General features: G+C 59.4%; 12 protein-coding genes. 6 read left to right on the plus strand and 6 right to left on the minus strand.

The features are described from left to right. The first annotated feature begins 113 nt into the window (after positions 1 to 113). Positions 114 to 1,328, plus strand: coding sequence for a serine hydrolase (locus tag DHN55_RS03595; protein WP_108880009.1), 1,215 nt, complete (start codon positions 114 to 116; stop codon positions 1,326 to 1,328). Between the two features lie 16 nt (positions 1,329 to 1,344). Here the strand turns inward: DHN55_RS03595 and DHN55_RS03600 are convergent, their stop codons facing one another. Beyond that, positions 1,345 to 2,502 carry an acyl-CoA dehydrogenase family protein gene (locus DHN55_RS03600; protein ID WP_108880010.1) on the minus strand — a complete coding sequence of 386 codons (1,158 nt, stop codon included), beginning with the start codon at positions 2,500 to 2,502 and terminating at the stop codon, positions 1,345 to 1,347. Positions 2,503 to 2,649: 147 nt separating this feature from the next. Continuing rightward, a complete protein-coding gene (locus DHN55_RS03605; RefSeq protein ID WP_108880011.1) occupies positions 2,650 to 3,087 on the minus strand; it encodes a MerR family transcriptional regulator in 438 nt (145 codons plus the stop codon). Positions 3,088 to 3,525: 438 nt separating this feature from the next. Here DHN55_RS03605 and DHN55_RS03610 point away from each other — a divergent pair, with 438 nt between their 5' ends. Next, positions 3,526 to 7,038 (plus strand): peptidoglycan-binding protein, encoded by a 3,513-nt coding sequence (locus tag DHN55_RS03610; protein ID WP_108880012.1) that lies wholly within the window; start codon positions 3,526 to 3,528, stop codon positions 7,036 to 7,038. On the opposite strand, the gene DHN55_RS03615 is transcribed toward DHN55_RS03610, so the two are convergent. Continuing rightward, entirely contained in the window at positions 7,035 to 7,772 is a 738-nt protein-coding gene (locus DHN55_RS03615; RefSeq protein WP_108880013.1) for a methyltransferase domain-containing protein, read from the minus strand. The two genes, DHN55_RS03610 and DHN55_RS03615, sit on opposite strands and share 4 nt — an antisense overlap. A 161-nt stretch (positions 7,773 to 7,933) precedes the next feature. Next, complete coding sequence (locus DHN55_RS03620; RefSeq protein WP_108880014.1) at positions 7,934 to 8,698, minus strand: nuclear transport factor 2 family protein; 765 nt, start codon at positions 8,696 to 8,698, stop codon at positions 7,934 to 7,936. Between the two features lie 259 nt (positions 8,699 to 8,957). Between DHN55_RS03620 and DHN55_RS03625 the strand changes: the two genes are divergently transcribed. After that, positions 8,958 to 9,428 (plus strand): DUF3429 family protein, encoded by a 471-nt coding sequence (locus tag DHN55_RS03625; protein ID WP_108880015.1) that lies wholly within the window; start codon positions 8,958 to 8,960, stop codon positions 9,426 to 9,428. Here DHN55_RS03625 and pdeM read toward each other — a convergent pair. Then, a complete protein-coding gene (gene pdeM, locus DHN55_RS03630; protein ID WP_108880016.1) occupies positions 9,425 to 10,090 on the minus strand; it encodes a ligase-associated DNA damage response endonuclease PdeM in 666 nt (221 codons plus the stop codon). The two genes, DHN55_RS03625 and pdeM, sit on opposite strands and share 4 nt — an antisense overlap. A 4-nt stretch (positions 10,091 to 10,094) precedes the next feature. Continuing rightward, complete coding sequence (locus DHN55_RS03635) at positions 10,095 to 12,623, minus strand: ligase-associated DNA damage response DEXH box helicase (RefSeq protein ID WP_108880017.1); 2,529 nt, start codon at positions 12,621 to 12,623, stop codon at positions 10,095 to 10,097. A 71-nt stretch (positions 12,624 to 12,694) separates the two neighbouring features. On the opposite strand from DHN55_RS03635, the gene DHN55_RS03640 reads away from it, so the two are divergent. The 3 genes from DHN55_RS03640 to DHN55_RS03650 are packed head-to-tail and all read left to right on the plus strand — an operon-like array spanning position 12,695 to position 16,639. Beyond that, positions 12,695 to 14,005 carry an MATE family efflux transporter gene (locus DHN55_RS03640; RefSeq protein WP_337659887.1) on the plus strand — a complete coding sequence of 437 codons (1,311 nt, stop codon included), beginning with the start codon at positions 12,695 to 12,697 and terminating at the stop codon, positions 14,003 to 14,005. Positions 14,006 to 14,037: 32 nt separating this feature from the next. Further along, a complete protein-coding gene (locus tag DHN55_RS03645; protein ID WP_108880018.1) occupies positions 14,038 to 15,048 on the plus strand; it encodes a ligase-associated DNA damage response exonuclease in 1,011 nt (336 codons plus the stop codon). Positions 15,049 to 15,052: 4 nt separating this feature from the next. Then, positions 15,053 to 16,639 carry a cisplatin damage response ATP-dependent DNA ligase gene (locus DHN55_RS03650; protein ID WP_108880019.1) on the plus strand — a complete coding sequence of 529 codons (1,587 nt, stop codon included), beginning with the start codon at positions 15,053 to 15,055 and terminating at the stop codon, positions 16,637 to 16,639. Positions 16,640 to 16,670 lie beyond the last annotated feature (31 nt).

The following is a 16,670-nucleotide window of genomic DNA, read 5'->3' on the forward strand; positions in this document are numbered from 1 at the left end:
TGCACAGACATCTCAGCCCCCAGACCGGTCGTTTGCGCCAGCATTGTGAAAAAGCAGCCCTGCCGCGCTGCGACCCCTTGACCGTCATCACCATTTGAGCCTCAATCCCGGCCATGCCCTTACAAACATCATCTCCTGCCCAGTGCGGCCTCGACGCTGCCCGTCTCACCCGAATTGACGACTGGATGCAGCGCTATGTCGATGGCGGCAGGTTTCCGTTTGCCGCGACCCTGATCGCCCGCAAGGGCCGGGTGGCCTGGGAAGGCCATACCGGGTACTCGGACGTGGAGGCCAAGACCGCTTACACACCCGACACGCTGGCGCGCATGTATTCAATGACCAAGCCTGTGACGTCGACGGCGTTCATGATGTTGTATGAACAAGGGCTGGTTCACCTGGATGACCCGGTGTCGATGTTCATCCCGGAGTTTGCAGATACCAAGGTGCTCGTGTCCGGTGCCGAGAGCCTTGATCAGACCGAACCGCTGCACGCTCCGATGACGGTACACAACCTGTTGACGCACACGTCGGGGCTCACCTACGGCTTCAACCAGGACCTTTTGTCCGAGACCTACGGTGCCAACCGGCTGGATTTCGGACAACGTGCCGGCGGGCTTGCAGAGACCGCTGTGCGGCTGGCTGAAACACCGCTGCTGTTTCAGCCCGGGTCACGCTGGCATTACTCGGTTGCCACGGATGTAGTCGGGCGAATTGTGGAAGTGGTCTCCGGCAAGACGCTGGACCGGTTTTTTGCAGACAATATTCTCGAGCCCCTCGAGATGCACGACACGTCGTTTGTCGTGCCGTCATCAAAAATGGGCCGGTTGGGGCCATGCTATGCATATGACCCCGAGGGCGGCATGCCGGTGTTTCCCACCGGGTTCGGCGAGGGTGAGGTGGACACCATGTCCGGCGGCGGGGGATTGATATCAACCGGCCGCGACTATCTGCGGTTTGCCGAGATGCTGCGGCGCGGCGGCGCGCTTGGCGATGTGCGCCTGCTGAGCCGGCATACCCTGTCTCTGATGACGTCAAACCACCTTCCCGGCGGTGTCGACCTGGCAACGCTTGGCCCCAGTGCGTGGTGCGAGACATCGTTCAGCGGTGTTGGCTTCGGCCTGGGCTTTGCCATCAGCCTCAATCCGGCACAATCGATGCTGTCGGCCAGTGCCGGCGATTTTTCCTGGGGCGGCATGGCCAGCACGTATTTCTGGTGCGACCCGAAAGAGGAACTGTCGGTGGTGTTCCTGACCCAGCTGCTGCCGTCGAGCACCTGGCCGAGCCGCAAGGAATTGCGGGCGCTGGTCTATCAGGCAATCGTGGACTGAACCTGGAACTGCAGACCTACAGGGAACGCGCAATCAGCACTTTCATGATCTCGTTCGATCCGCCGTATATCCGCTCGACACGGGCGTCGCGATACATGCGCGAAATCGGGTATTCATCCATGTAACCATAGCCACCATGCAGTTGCAGGCATCTGTCGATGATCTTGCACTGGAGATCGGTAAGCCAGTATTTCGCCATCGAGGCGGTGGTTGCATCGAGACCGCCATTGATGTGGCGTTCAATGCAGTTATCGACGAATACCTTGGCGATGGTTGCTTCGGTCTTGCACTCGGCAAGCACGAACTGGGAGTTCTGGAAGTCAATGACAGACTTGCCGAATGCCTTGCGCTGCTTGACATAATCCAGGGTTTCGCGCAACGCGCGCTCAATCCGGGCAACGGCGTAAACCGCAATCAGCAACCGTTCCTGGGGAAGCTGCTGCATGAGCTGCACAAACCCCTGGCCCTCCTCCGGGCCCAGAAGTGCATCTGCCGGCACTCGAACATCATCGAAAAACAACTCCGATGTGTCATTTGATTTCATACCCACCTTGTCGAGGTTCCGTCCGCGCCTGAAGCCGTCCACCTTGTCGGTCTCGACAACAAACAGCGACGTGCCTTTGGCGCCAGCCGACGGGTCGGTCTTGGTTACGACCAGTATCAGATTGGCCAGTTGGCCATTGGTGATGAAGGTTTTTGAGCCATTGATCACATAATGATTTCCATCCCGCTTTGCGGTTGTCTTCACGCCTTGCAGGTCGGAACCGGCTCCCGGCTCCGTCATGGCAATCGCCGCGATGTAGTCGCCGGTCGCCATTTTGGGCAGCCAGCGTTTCTTCTGCTCGTCGGAACCATAGTGCTGGATGTATGGAGCAACAATTGCCGAGTGCAAGGGTCCGCCGAAACCGTCGCAACCATGCAGGTTTGTCTGATAGGTAATAATCGCCTCATGACCGAAATCCCCACCCGGTCCGCCAAATTCTTCAGGCACCGCGGCACATAGCAGACCTGCAGCGCCGGCCTGTTTCCAAATGTCGCGATCAAATACGCCGGCCTTTTCGAAATCATCATAACGTGGAGCCACTTCGGCTTCGAAGAACCTGCCTGCCTGCTCTACAAGCATTTCATGGTCTTCGGCCATCCAGGCCGGTGTGGGCAGATCAAAAACACTCATAAGGGTTGGTCCGTTTCATGATGCATCAGAACTCCAGCTCATGATCCGGCTTTCCCTGCCTGCTCGGCAAGAAAAAAATGCCACCGGCCGGGCCGATGGCATTTCAAATTACAGGTGCACGCCGTCAAACAGGCAAAGCGGGCCAAATCAGCCGGCTTTTGCCTTGACCGCATTACCTTCAGTGCGCTCTTTCAACATTCCGTCGACAATCTCAACGGTGCGCTGAAGATCGAGTATCGCTTCGTCAAGCTCAACACGCTGTACCTGGAGTGCGTCCAGACGTTCACGCATTTTGGTCGAAGCTACCCGAAGCTGGGTCAACTGACCATCACGCAAGCTGTAAAGGTCCAGCAGTTCCTTGATTTCCTCAAGCGAAAACCCGACCTTCTTGCCGCGCAGGATCAGCTTCAGCCGAGCCCGGTCGCGGTATGAGAACAATCTCGTCCAGCCGCGTCGCGCCGGGCTGAGCAAGCCCTTTTGTTCATAAAAACGCAGGGTTCGCGGTGTCACTTCGAACTCTTTGCACAATTCAGTAATCGAATATGTGCGATCCCGGTTTTCATGTTCCCCCGATTTAACAACCATAAGTCACCTTCCAGCCTGGCTTCGACCAGGCAAATAATGGATTTGCAATTACACGATAAACTAGCATCTGCCAAATGGCATGCTTGGGTAAAACTTTACCTAATAATAGAATGCGGCAAGAATTAGCCTGTTGCAATCTCATAAAACCACTCATGACGTGACCAAAAGTCTCATTTAATAGCGATTTGGGCAGCGTGTGTATCACACCACGCATCTGCGTCAATACGTATACGGTAGGTATTAACACGAAAATGGCGGTATCCGCAAATCTTGCCAAATACAAAACGTAAATCAAATGTCCAAAATAGGGACAAGCTTAACTCGTTCTTAACCAAACCCGTTAACTTTTAGCATTATCGAGGGGGTGGATTCGTTTCCACCGGGCATTGGCCGGTCTTGCAAAGGGACGGGTCAGGACAGCGAAAAGAGAATTGGGTCATGAAGCCAGGCATTCCATGGAGCGTTAAGGGCATCGACGGCAAGGCGCGCGAGATTGCAAAGGACGCTGCCACCTCGCAAGGCAAGACCCTTGGGCAATGGCTGAACCAGAAAATACTGGAAAGCGCCGACGAAGACGCCGACCTGAAAACGCGCGCAACCCGCAAGAAACCATCTTCATCCACGCGCGCGCGCACTGCCCGTTCAAAGTCGGCAGCTGCATCGCGTGGCAAAACCGGCACAAAGTCTGACAATCACTCCGCATCCGATGACAGTGCAATTGAACGTAAACTGGACATCCTGGTCGCCCGCCTGAGCGAAATGCAGGAACGCGAAACAATTGCAGAAGCACCACAGCATGTGCTTGCCGCCGCCGCGCCTGCAACAAGCGACCAAAACAGCAGCAAGGCAATGGACCTGCTGCTGGACCGCATTGAGCAGGGCGAACAGCGTGCCCAGGAGGGTGTCAGAACACTCGGCAAGCGTGTCGACAAGATCGGTGACCGGCTTGAGGAAATCGCGCTGCGCCCAGTTGAAATCACGGCTCGCGAGGTCCCCGGTTTCAGCGCCCTTGAAGGCGCCGTTCGCAACATTGTCGATCACATTGAAAAGTCGGACAAGCAATCCCTTGACACCATAGGCCAGCTGCAAAACCGGATTGTTGAACTGGACGGCAAGGTCGAGGCTCCGTCACGGGACGGCGGCAGGCCCGAAATCATGGCCGATCTGGAAGCCCGCATGCAGGAACTGGCAACCCGCGTGGAACAGACTGCGGGCAGCGGCGAGGACCCACAGCTGAAAGCCATGTTTGAAGCCCGTATCCGCGAGCTTGCCGAACGCATTGACATGGTTCGCCATTCAGCGGAAGCCATCGGCCAGCAAGCCGAAGCGACCGCCGGCAGAGCCGCTGAAGAGCAGGCAAGCGCCATCGAGGCCCGCCTGGCCGGCCTGGTGGAGCAGGCCGAACAGAAACTGCAAAGCGCAGGTTCTTCCGATGCAGGACTGGCGTCCGTACAGTCGGACATCTCAGAATTGCACCACCGCTTTGAGGAAATCCGGCAACAGGCTGCTTCCGACCAGGAAGTTCAGGCGCTGCGCAGCGCTCTGGAAATGCTGTCCAGCAGGGTGGATGAAACCCCCGGCCTGGAGCCGATTGCCCAGCTCGAACAGCGTATTTCAGATTTGAGCGCGCAATTGCAGCAGGTTGCACAACCAGCTGACTACCAACCGCAACTCGGTGCACTGGAACAGCGCGTCATGGCGCTGGACACCCAGTTCGCAGCTTCATCTTCCGGTGCAGATCCGCAAATCAGCGACCAGATGGCGACAATCGAACAGAGGCTGACTGTAACCGAACATCAGCTGGGCAGTCTCACAACCATTGAAAATTCCATACAACAGCTGTTCGCCAGCCTCGAAGAGAGCCGCGCTGAAGCCCGCTCACTGGCCGAGACCGGAACGTCTGCCGAGGCAAGCGAACCGTCAGCTGAACTGCGAGCCCTGCAGGACGGCCTGGCTGCTGTAAGAGCCAATGCCGAAACTGCGGATCAGCGTACCCAGGCTACGCTGGAGGCGGTTCATGAGACACTGGCCCAGATCATCACCAAGCTCAGCGAAGTTGACAGCACCAACACAGCAGCGGGCCATCCCACCGGTGTGGCCGCGGGTAATACCAGCGCCGACGAAATAGACGCACTTACCGCCAGCGTCGCCGCTTCTGCTGCGGCAATCTCTGCGGAAGCGCAGACGGTCGCCGCGCAGCCACTTGCTGGTGACGCCCCAGCACAAAACAATGTTGGCGAGACTGCAGTACAACAACCCACTCATACAGATGCACTCGCGGACGTGCCCGGCATTGATGCTGCACCTGGAGCAGCGCCCGCCGCCGAAACTCAGCCAGCGCCTGCCGAGGCACCGTCAGGCAACACGGACTGGCTGACCGTTGTCCGGTCTCACATGCGCAACAACCACGGCATCAACTCGGATGTGCCAATGTCGATGTCTCCACAGACAATGGCCGCGGCAGGTCCTGCCGGTGCAGCCGACAGCCATGTTGATTTCATAGCCGCAGCGCGCCAGGCCGCATCCGGCAGCGTGGACACGGCGGGACCTGATCCGCTGGGAGCAGTGCCCGCTGACTTTGGCGGTTTTGACCCGCATGCAGATGATGCCGATCAGGAACAACACATGTTATCGTCTGCCGTGTCACGCAAGGAGCGCTCCGACGGCAAAAAGTCCAGAAGCAGCGGCGGCTCCAACCGTAAACGCCTGATTCTGGCCGCTGTTGTACTGCTGGCCGCCGTCTCCGCCTATACCACCAAGTCCGGCCTGTTCAGCGCAAGCCCCAGCAAACAGAGCTCTGTATCTGAACCGGCGGCACCTGTGGCAACCAGCATGGTGGAGCCTGCAAAGGAGCAGGCGCTGCAACCTGCAACGGCCAGGATCGAATTGCCTGTATCCGGCAGGCCGGTTGAAATCCCCGCGACGACGGCGCGCAAGGACCGGATCGGGACGGATCCGATTACGACAGCCTCCGTTGGCTCAGCCGATAGCTCCGACCCGCTATTGTCGCAGATTCCCGGCACCCTGGGCAATTCTGCGGTGCCGGTCACAGCAACAACACTGCCTGAGCAAATCGGTACTGCCGAGCTTCGCCAGGCGGCGATGAGCGGCAATCCCAGCGCCCAGTTCATCATCGCCAGCAGGTACCTGGAGGGCAGAAAGGTCGGTCGTGACCATGACAAGGCCGCGCAATGGTACATTCGCGCCGCCGAGGGTGGTCTGGCAGCTGCGCAATATCGCATCGGCACTTTGTATGAACGCGGCAGCGGCGTTGCCCAGGACCGCTTTCGGGCGATGAACTGGTATGCCAGGGCCGCCAAGCAGGGAAACATCAAGGCAATGCACAACCTGGCCGTGATGTCTGCCGACACGGCGAACGGCAAACCCGACCTGGCGCGCGCCGCCAAATGGTTCGGTGCCGCCGCCCGGCATGGCCTGCCCGACAGCCAGTATAATTTCGCCGTCCTGAACGAACGCGGCCTGGGCATACCGAAAAACATCAAGGAAGCTTACAAGTGGTACTCGCTTGCCGCCAGAAGCGGTGATCGCGATGCCGTCAAAAAGGCAGAGGAGATGAACGCAGCCGTAGACAAGGTCGCGCTCACGGTAATTGACCAGTCGATCGCATCGTGGAAACCGACCGCACCACAGCGCGAAGCCAATATGGTGTCCATTACCGAACAGTCATGGGGTATCGCCAAAAGCAGCAGCCGGAGCCCGGCAGGTGCGTCGGCCGGGCAGACCGCCGGCCAGCCGGTTGCCGCAAAAGACCGCATCAGGCTGGTTCAGGAACTTCTGTCCCAGAAAGGCTTCGATCCCGGCACCGCTGATGGCCAGATGGGCTCGGGCACGGCAAATGCCATCAGACTGTACCAGTTGCGCAACGGCCTGCCGGTCAACGGCATCGTGTCGAAGCAGTTGCTGGAGCATCTGCAAAAAGGCGTGATCTAAAGGCTTTCGGTTACGACGAGGCGGTAGCCGCAGTCGCACGCTTCGAGGTTCAGCAGTTCGACATGACGCTGTTCCCATGCGCCGCTTGCCAGGTCTTGCTCAAGCCTTGTCAACGCCTCGGAGACATCGCCAACCGCCCAGAAAGACGACATGGCGGCGCGAATCCGGGGATCCAGATAAGCTGCCGGGCGGCGCCAGTAAGCGCTCAGGAAACCATCGCTGCAATCATGCGGTATGGGAACGGGAGAAACCGCCACCGGTCCCAGCCACTCTGCGTAATCGGTTATCTTCGGCATTTGTGTTTCGTCGAGGGCTGCCAGCTCCGGAAAGTAATCCAGAAGCCAGAACGCGCGAAATGAAGGATCGTAGGTCAGGACAATCACGGGGCCGCGCGTCACACGGCGCATCTCCTTGAGGCCCTGTTCCTTGTCGGTCCAGTGATGAACCGTCAGGATCGCCGTGGATGCATCAAAGGAATTGTCGTCGAACGGCAGGCTTTCGGCGTACCCCTGGATGACAGGCGCTGCCGATGGCCCGCGCTGCCGGATCATTTCAGCGGAAGGCTCAACGGCGGTAACCGATCTGCCGGCCGGTTCGTACGACCCGGTTCCGGCCCCGACATTCAAAACCGTTTCGGCTGGCCCCAAGGCATTTGAGATCACCGCCTCAATCCGGGCCTCGGGTTTCCTGAGATCAGAATAATTAACACCGATCGTATCGTAAGACGTGCGCATGGTGCTCCGTAGCATAGTGCGACGGGTTTGTCAGAAAAGCTCCGCTTTGTGAGGCGTGACTCCTATTGGTCCATGACGCAGCGAAAAGCCGGCCCCGGCCAAGGACGAATATTGAAACTCAAACGACCTCTCCGGTCAGCCGATTCGATGACGGGTTTCCTTTAAAACTTTCCGTTGTTGTTCTTCCACTCACTTCGCGGCGCAATTCTTTCAGTCGTGTCCCAGTGCTCAACAACTTTGCCGTTCGAAACGCGGAAGAGATCATAGAATGACGAATGCTCCCCGTAGAAATATCCCTCACTGACGGAAAGAACGAAATTCCCTTCAGCCAATACGCGATGGATACGCTGATAGTCGATTATTCTGTGACCGTTGTGTGTTGCGCCAAGCGCACCGCGGAGCAATGCAAGACCATCTCCCATCCGGGGATTGTGTTCAGCATAGGTCTCTGCGCCGACATAGGTTTCGACACTGTCGAGATCGCCTCGCAACAGCACGTTTTCGATATATGATCGAACGAGCTCCCGATTGAGTTCCGTCAGTTCATGGTCTTCAACCCCGGTTGGTCCATCCACCATGCCGCGTCCGGATTGGTTGAGATCTGCTCTATGTTGGATATTGTCCCAGTGCTCAACCGCCTGACCGTCTTCAAACCTGAACACTTCAAAGCCGATGTTTCTGCGCGCGAAATCGTACTCGGTATGCGCAAAAACGAAATCACCATCTTCAAATACCCGCACGATGTTCACGCGGGGCGAGGTCTTGGAGAGCCGCTCGAACAACGCCGCAAGTCCTTCGCTGCCCTCATGGGTTTGGGGATTGTGTTGGACATATCTTGCTTCGTTGACCACCGCGACTGGTCCCGGGTCACCTGTCTCGATGCTTTTCAGCAAGGCACAAATCTGGTCTTTCTTCGCTACAGACATGTCAGTCCCAACAGTCGTTCCGCTGATTATTCAGAGTGGACATTAACAGAAAGAAACTGGCATGCCGAAGGAGCATCCGCACATTGCCGACTTCATCCGTTTCATATGTTCGCAAGCGCCTGTCAGCATGCTAACCATCACTGCCATCGGAAGCTCTGCAGCCACCAAAACGCCTTTCAAACTTACTGTGCAATTACTGAGCAACACGGTTATTTATGGTACTATCCTTTTGTTGTAACCTGACCGGCCGCACGAGACCATGAAACTGTCCGAAGCCATTTCCAGGATTCCAGGCCCGGCCCTGTGGCTCGGCGTAGCCGGTCTGCTGCCGTTCTGGCTGCCGTTTCTGCTGCTGGGCAGCGAGGCCGAACAAGGCACTGCGTCGCGCGCCCTGCTGATCCAGATGGGATATGGCGCGGTCATCCTGTCATTTCTCGGCGGCATCCGCTGGGGCGCCGCCCTCAAACTGCCGCCCGGTCCGTTGCAGGCCACCCTTTTTGTGCTGTCCGTCCTGCCGTCGCTGGCAGGCTTTGTGGCCCTGCTGCTGCCTGCAACCGTCGGCCTCATCCTGCTGATCGGCGGCTTCCTGCTGCAAGGTGTGTGGGATGTGCAGTCATCGCAACGCGGCGAGCTGCCACCGTGGTATGCAACCTTGCGGGCCATGCTGACCACAGGCGCTGTTCTGGCCCTGGTTGCGGCAATTGTCGTGCGCGCCGTATCTACGTCCTAAAGCACCGCGCGTCCCGGCAACGCATGCAAGGCGCTCTTGCCGACCATGATCACCCGGAAAGCGTCGCCTGCAAGCAACGGGCGAAACGCTTCATGGCGCACGTCCAGACCACCTGTATAGGCCCCGAACGCCGGCAGGATGATGCGCGCCGGTGAAACGACAAAACACTTGGTCCGCAGCCTGCGCCCGCGCCGCCTGATGGCAGCCACCGGGTGCAGGTGACCGGCGATCTCGTTGACCGCGCCGGCGCCGGGTTCATGGCGGAGGGTAACATCACCCAAAGCAATCTCCACTGACCGGGCACCCGGCAAATGCTCCGGCAGGCACGGGTCATGATTTCCGGACAGCCAGATGAAGTCGGCATGCGTTGCCAGCCTGTCCAGCAGAGTGCGATCGGCCGGCGCCAAGCGATCCGGGCCTTGCGCATCATGAAAGCTGTCGCCCAGCAGCATGACCCTGGCCGGTGCCCATTTGGCAATCGCTGCCTGCAGGGCGAGTAAGCCGGCACGGCTATCGTATGGCGGCAATAACTGGCCAAGGTGTGCGCGCGATGAACCTTTTTCCAGATGCAGGTCGGCGATCAGCAATGTGTCGTAGGCCGGCACATAAAGCGCGCCCGACAGGCACGGGACAAATTCGATATCGCCAAGTCGCACAGCCATGGCGTCAGACGAGCCGCATGGCTTCGTCAACAAGGTCGTCGGCAGCTTCGGCAAGCAGAGCGTCATGGGCTTCGCCATAAACCGGTTCGCGTCCGATCTCAAGCATCACCGGCACCGCCAGAGGAGATACCTGTTCCAGTGCCTTGTGGACAATGTTTCCCTTGATGCGCGCCAGCATCATTGCCAGCCGTTTTGCATCGATCAGGCCGGACGCCGCGTCATCCCATGCCGCCTTCAACAGCCAGTGATCGGGCTGATGGGTGCGCAGCACGTCGTAGATCAAACCGGCAGACACGGTCATCTGCCGACCCGACTTTTCCTGGCCCGGCCAGCGCCGCTCGATCAGTCCGGCGATGATGGCGCAGGTGCGGAAGGTGCGCTTCATCAGCATGGATTCCGCCAGCCAGGCATCGAGGTCGTCACCCAGCATGTCCTGGTCGAACAACTGGGACAGAGACAACCTGCCGGTCTCGATGGCAAGAGATACATCGCGGACACACCACACCGACAGGGCATAGTCATTGCACACAAAGCCCAAAGGCTGCATGCCGGCACGCTCAAGCCTTCTGGTAAGCAGCATGCCCAATGTCTGGTGGGCCAGCCTGCCGTCGAACGGGTAGCACACCAGATAATGCTTGTTGGCTTTCGGGAATGTCTCGGCCAGCATCTGGTGGGGTTGCGGCAGGACCGATTTCCATTGCTGCACCTTCAGCCAGTCACGCACCTGTTCGGGCAGGTATCGCCAAGTGGAAGGGTCTGCCAGCATGGCACGCACCCGGCCCGCCAGGTAGGTCGACAAGGGAAACTTGCCGCCCTGATAAGACGGGATCATCGGCTCGGTTGCATCAGCCCGGCTGACCAGTGCATTGAGTTCCTCGACCGCTTCCAGTCGCAATATCTGTCCGGCAAACAGGAAGGTGTCGCCGATGCGCAACTGCTCGATGAACCATTCTTCCACTTCGCCCAGCACCTTGCCGCCCCACTTGTTCAGGGGCTTGCCGGCGGACGAGCGCCGTTTGCCGGCAAGCTTGACCTTCAACATCTCGGCTTCGACGATTGTACCGGCATTCATGCGGTAGGATTGCGCAAGCCGCGGATGGGTAAGCCGCATGCGCCCGTCAGGCATCTGTTTCAGCCTGGCAAAACGTTCATAGGTTTTCAGCGCATAGCCCCCGGTCGACACGAAATCCACGGCCTGATCGAAATCTTCACGGGCCAGGTTCCGGTACGGCCATGCGGACGTTACTTCGGCATAAAGCTGATCCGGCACAAATGGCGCTGCCACCGCAGACCCCATAATATGCTGGGCCAGCACGTCGCGTTTCAGTTCGGCGGGGCCTTCACCGTCCTGGGCACCTTCAAACGCCGCAACCCGTGCCGCCTCGCATTCCAGAACCTCAAACCGGTTTGACGGCACCAGCAGGGCACGCGAGGGCTCCTCATAGCGGTGGTTGGCGCGCCCGATACGCTGCAGGATCCGGCTTGACCCCTTGGGCGCACCCACATTGATGACGAGGTCCACATCACCCCAGTCGATGCCGAGGTCGAGTGTGGATGTGCACACCACGGCCCGAAGCGAGCCTGCCGCCATGGCGGCTTCCACCTTGCGGCGCTGCGAAACATCCAGCGAGCCATGATGCAGGGCTATCGGCAAGGCGTCTTCGTTCAGAGTCCACAATTCATGGAAAATGCGCTCGGCCTGTGACCTGGTATTGGTGAACACCAGTGCCATGCCGGCAGACTTGACCGCCTCATAAATATCGGGAAGCGCATAGGCACTGCTGTGGCCCGACCATGGCATCCGTACTTCATCATCACAGCGCATGATGGCGATATCCGGTTCCGCGCCGCCCGGTGCCTTTACAAACTTGGCCATATGCTCGACGCCGGGCTCATCCTGCGCCATCAGCCAGGCGCGCAAGGTGTCAGGACTTGCCACGGTGGCAGACAAGCCAACGCGCCTCAGGGCAGGTGCAAAGCGATGCAGCCGTGCCAGCGCCAATGCCAGCAGGCAGCCGCGCTTGGTCGGTGCCATGGAATGAAGCTCGTCCAGAATGACCACCCGCAGATTGGCGAAGTAGTGTTCAGCACCTTCCTGAGTGATCAGCAGGGACACCTGTTCCGGCGTGGTGATGAGAATATCCGGCGGATTGGTCTTCTGGCGCTGGCGCTTGTGGGCAGGCGTGTCACCGGTGCGCGCTTCAATGCGGATGTCGAGGCCCATTTCCCGGATCGGCGCTTCCAGGTTGCGCGTGATGTCGACGGCCAGGGCCTTGAGCGGCGACACATAAAGCGTATGCAGCCCGTTGCCGGCGGCACCCTGCGCCAGCTCGATCAGCGACGGCAGGAATCCGGCCAGCGTCTTGCCGCCGCCGGTAGGAGCGATCAGCAGCGCGGAATGACCGGCAGAAACGGTGCCCAGCATGTCCAGCTGATGGCCGCGGGGTTGCCAGCCACGAGCGGCAAACCAGTCAGCGAAGACTTCGGGCAGCCCGGTTTGCGCAGATGGCTTATGTGAGACGCTGGTGTCCATGTGTCAGTAGTATACGAGGTTTGATCCGCAATGCAGTTGACAATCACGCGGCCACAAATGCCAATGCGCTCATGACACCGGTCACACATAAATCAGTTGTCACCATGGCGGTGCCGATCATGCTGGCCAACGTATCGCAACCCTTGCTGGGCGTGGTGGATACGGCTGTTATCGGGCAATTGCCGGAGCCGCATTACATCGGCGCAATTGCCATTGGCGCGCTGATTTTCTCGCTGGTTTACTGGGGCTTCGGCTTCCTGCGCATGGGTACATCCGGCATTGCCGCCCAGGCTTATGGTTCAGGTGACGGCAAGGAGCTTGCCGCCGTCCTGTACCGGGCCCTGCTGCTCGCGGCAGGTATTGGTATTGTCCTGCTGGTTCTCGCGCCGCTGATTTCAAAGCTGTCATTCTGGCTGATTGCGGCATCTCCTGACATTGAACGCGAGGCGAAAATCTACTTCGACATACGCATCTGGTCGGCGCCGTTTTCGCTGGCCAACTATGCCATTCTCGGCTGGCTCATCGGCATCGGGCAGATGCGCTGGGCGTTTGTCGTGCAGGTCTACCTCAACGTGGCCAACATGCTGCTCGATGCGCTGTTCGTGCTGCATCTGGACATGGCCACTGCGGGGATTGGCTACGGTACCCTGATCGCGGAGGTTTCTTCAGCGTTTGTCGGCCTTGGCGTGGTGTGGATGTTCCTGCGTCGTGACGGCGAGCGGCCATCACTGGCCAGGATACTGGACCGCGACCGGGTGCGGCGCATGGTGCTGGTCAACGGTGACATCATGGTGCGCACCTTGTGCCTGACATTCGGGTTTTCGTGGTTTGCATCACAGGGTGCGAAAATCAGTGATGTGGCGGTATCGGCAAACGCTATCCTGATGCAGCTGTTCTTCATGGGCAGCTATATGATTGATGGCTTTGCCACGGTCAGCGAAGCCCTGGTCGGCCAGTCGGTGGGCGCCAGATCGCGCCAGCGATACAACACGGCGGTCCGGATTTCATCACAATGGGCCATGGTTACCGGTATTGTCCTGTCCCTTGCCATATTGCTCGCAGGCCCCTGGTCGATTGATGTCATGTCGGTCAACCCGGACATTCGCTCCTATGCCCGTACATACCTGTGGTGGGCCGCGCTGACCCCGATACTGGGCGCAGCGTGTTTCCAGCTTGACGGCATCTTCATCGGCGCGACGCGTACCCGTGACATGCGCAACATGATGATCATATCGCTGGTCGTCTACCTGGCAGCCGGATACGGCCTGATGCCGGTGTTCGGCAATCATGGACTGTGGTTTGCGCTGTCGTTGTTCTTCATCGTGCGCGGGTTCACATTGTATGCCCGGATGCCGGCGCTGGCGCGCGATGCATTTGCCTGAACCAGTAACCTCGTTGTAGCGTTTTGAGTGTCATGACCCTGGACCCCGCCACATGGCTGTACCCGACCCCAAAGGGCCTTTTTTGCGAGCCGGGAGACTTTTACATCGATCCGGCGCGCCCGGTCGAGCGGGCCGTAATCACCCACGGCCATGCCGATCATGCCCGGCCCGGCAACACGTCGGTGATGGCGACGCGGCAGACGCTGGACATCATGCAGGTAAGGTATGGCGAACGGGCCGGTGAGAACCTGCAGGCGGTCGATTACGGCGAGACCATTTCCATCAACGGTGTTGGCGTCGGCATGGCGCCTGCCGGGCACATACTGGGAGCCGCCCAGATCATTCTGGACTGGCAAGGCTATCGCGCAGTTGTATCAGGCGATTACAAACGCGCCGCCGATCCCACGTGTACCGGGTTCGAAGTGGTCAAGTGCGATCTGTTCATCACCGAGGCCACTTTCGGCCTGCCGGTCTTCGTGCATGAAAATGCCGGCACCGAAGCCGCCCGCCTGGTCGCATCGCTTGCCGCATCTCATCACCGTACACATCTGCTCGGCGTCTACGGCCTGGGCAAATGCCAGCGCATGATTTCGCTTGTGCGCGCAGCAGGTTATGACAATCCGATCTACCTGCACGGCGCCCTGCAGGGGTTATGCGATTACTATGCGTCGCAAGGCGTTGAACTTGGCGAGTTGCGGCCTGTCGCGGACGAACTGCCGGAAGCCTTGCAGGGCCAGCTGGTGCTGTGCCCGCCGTCAGCCATCGCCGATCGCTGGTCGCGGCGCATGAGCGATCCGCTGACGGCGTTTGCCTCAGGCTGGATGCGGGTCAGGGCGCGGGCCCGCCAGCGCGGCGCGGAATTTCCCATCATCGTGTCCGATCATGCCGACTGGCCGGAGCTGCTGCAGACCATAACGGATGTCCAGGCGAGCGAAATCTGGGTAACCCACGGCCGGGAAGATGCCCTGCTGCACCAGATATCCAGCATGGGCCTGAAGGGCAGAGCGCTGGCCCTGGTCGGTTTTGAAGACGAGGGAGATTGACCCCGTGCACGCTTTCGCCGAACTGATGAACCGTCTCGCCTTCACCGGTTCACGCAATGCCAAGCTTGACCTGATGCAGGCCTATTTCCGCACAACGCCCGATCCGGACCGCGGCATTGCGCTGGCCGCCCTGACTGACGGGCTGAACCTGCGCCTGCCGTTCCGGCGCCTGGTGGCGGAACTGCTGGAGCCGCATGTCGACCCCGTGCTCTACAAACTGTCGCGTGATTATGTGGGCGATACCGCCGAGACGGTCTCACTCCTGTGGCCGGTCAACAACAGTGATGCGCCGGTACCGTCACTGAGCGAAATTCATGAGACCCTGCAGTCGCTCAAACGGGCAGACGCCGTGCCGGTATTGTCAGCCTGGCTGGACGCCCTCGACCCCAATGGCCGCTGGGCCCTGCTCAAGCTGGTCACCGGCGGGCTTCGCATCGGTGTGTCGGCGCGCCTGGCCAAGACGGCCATTGCGCAGGCGTTCGACCATGACGTGGCAGAAGTCGAAGAGATCTGGCACAGCATCGAGCTGCCCTATGAAAACCTGTTTGCCTGGCTTGAAGGAAGCGCAGACCGGCCGGACCCCGGCGATACGCCGGTGTTCAGGCCGGTCATGCTGGCCCACCCGCTGGAAGACGGTGACCTTGAAAAACTGGCGCCTTCGGAATGGGTCACCGAATGGAAATGGGACGGCATAAGGGTGCAACTGTCGGGAAACGGCAGGGACCTGCGGCTGTACTCGCGCACCGGTGACGACATATCGAAGGCATTTCCCGATATCGCTGATGCGTTCCTGGGGTTTTGCGGTGTGGCAGACGGCGAACTGCTGGTCATGCGGGACGGCAACATCGCGCCGTTCAATGACCTCCAGCAACGGCTCAACCGCAAGACGGTCAGTGCCGCGATGGTGAAGAATTACCCGGCGCACATCCGGTTCTACGATCTTTTATTTTCTGGTTCAGAAGACATTCGCACGCTCGATTTCACGGCACGGCGCAAGCATCTTGAAGACCTGCTGGCAGCAAACCCGTTTTCCCGCGCGTCGTTGAGCGAAGTCATCGAATTCAAGACATTTGATGACCTGACAGTACTGCGTGACGGCGCACGCGATGCAAACATTGAAGGCCTGATGCTGAAGCGCATCGCGTCTGCCTACCTGGCCGGCCGGCCGAGGGGGCACTGGTTCAAGTGGAAGCGCGATGCCCTTACCGCCGATTGTGTCATGATGTATGCCCAGCGCGGGTCCGGCAAACGGTCATCGTTCTACTCCGACTATACCTTTGGCGCCTGGCGCACAGGAGAAGATGGCGAGCAGGAACTGGTGCCGGTCGGCAAGGCCTATTCCGGTTTCACCGACGCGGAACTGAAAAAGCTGGACAAGTTTGTCCGCGACAACACGACCGACAGGTTCGGGCCGGTGCGCGCGGTCGAACCTGAACTGGTGTTCGAGGTGGCATTTGATGCCGTGCAGCCGTCAACCCGGCACAAGTCGGGCATTGCCATGCGGTTTCCGCGCATCCACCGCATCCGCTGGGACAAGCCTGCCGGCGAGGCCGATCATCTGGATGCACTCCTGAAACTGATTGCCCGTTAGCATTGCGACACGCTCAGGACCGCAAAGAAGT

This window comes from Anderseniella sp. Alg231-50 (genome assembly GCF_900149695.1).
GTDB lineage: Bacteria > Pseudomonadota > Alphaproteobacteria > Rhizobiales > Aestuariivirgaceae > Anderseniella.

Bases quoted from the DNA above. Each gene is read 5' to 3' on its own strand.
- DHN55_RS03595 (WP_108880009.1), top strand. From the start codon at position 114: ATGCCCTTACAAACATCATCTCCTGCCCAGTGCGGCCTCGACGCTGCC.
- DHN55_RS03600 (WP_108880010.1), bottom strand. From the start codon at position 2,502: ATGAGTGTTTTTGATCTGCCCACACCGGCCTGGATGGCCGAAGACCAT.
- DHN55_RS03605 (WP_108880011.1), bottom strand. From the start codon at position 3,087: ATGGTTGTTAAATCGGGGGAACATGAAAACCGGGATCGCACATATTCG.
- DHN55_RS03610 (WP_108880012.1), top strand. From the start codon at position 3,526: ATGAAGCCAGGCATTCCATGGAGCGTTAAGGGCATCGACGGCAAGGCG.
- DHN55_RS03615 (WP_108880013.1), bottom strand. From the start codon at position 7,772: ATGCGCACGTCTTACGATACGATCGGTGTTAATTATTCTGATCTCAGG.
- DHN55_RS03620 (WP_108880014.1), bottom strand. From the start codon at position 8,698: ATGTCTGTAGCGAAGAAAGACCAGATTTGTGCCTTGCTGAAAAGCATC.
- DHN55_RS03625 (WP_108880015.1), top strand. From the start codon at position 8,958: ATGAAACTGTCCGAAGCCATTTCCAGGATTCCAGGCCCGGCCCTGTGG.
- pdeM (WP_108880016.1), bottom strand. From the start codon at position 10,090: ATGGCTGTGCGACTTGGCGATATCGAATTTGTCCCGTGCCTGTCGGGC.
- DHN55_RS03635 (WP_108880017.1), bottom strand. From the start codon at position 12,623: ATGGACACCAGCGTCTCACATAAGCCATCTGCGCAAACCGGGCTGCCC.
- DHN55_RS03640 (WP_337659887.1), top strand. From the start codon at position 12,695: ATGACACCGGTCACACATAAATCAGTTGTCACCATGGCGGTGCCGATC.
- DHN55_RS03645 (WP_108880018.1), top strand. From the start codon at position 14,038: ATGACCCTGGACCCCGCCACATGGCTGTACCCGACCCCAAAGGGCCTT.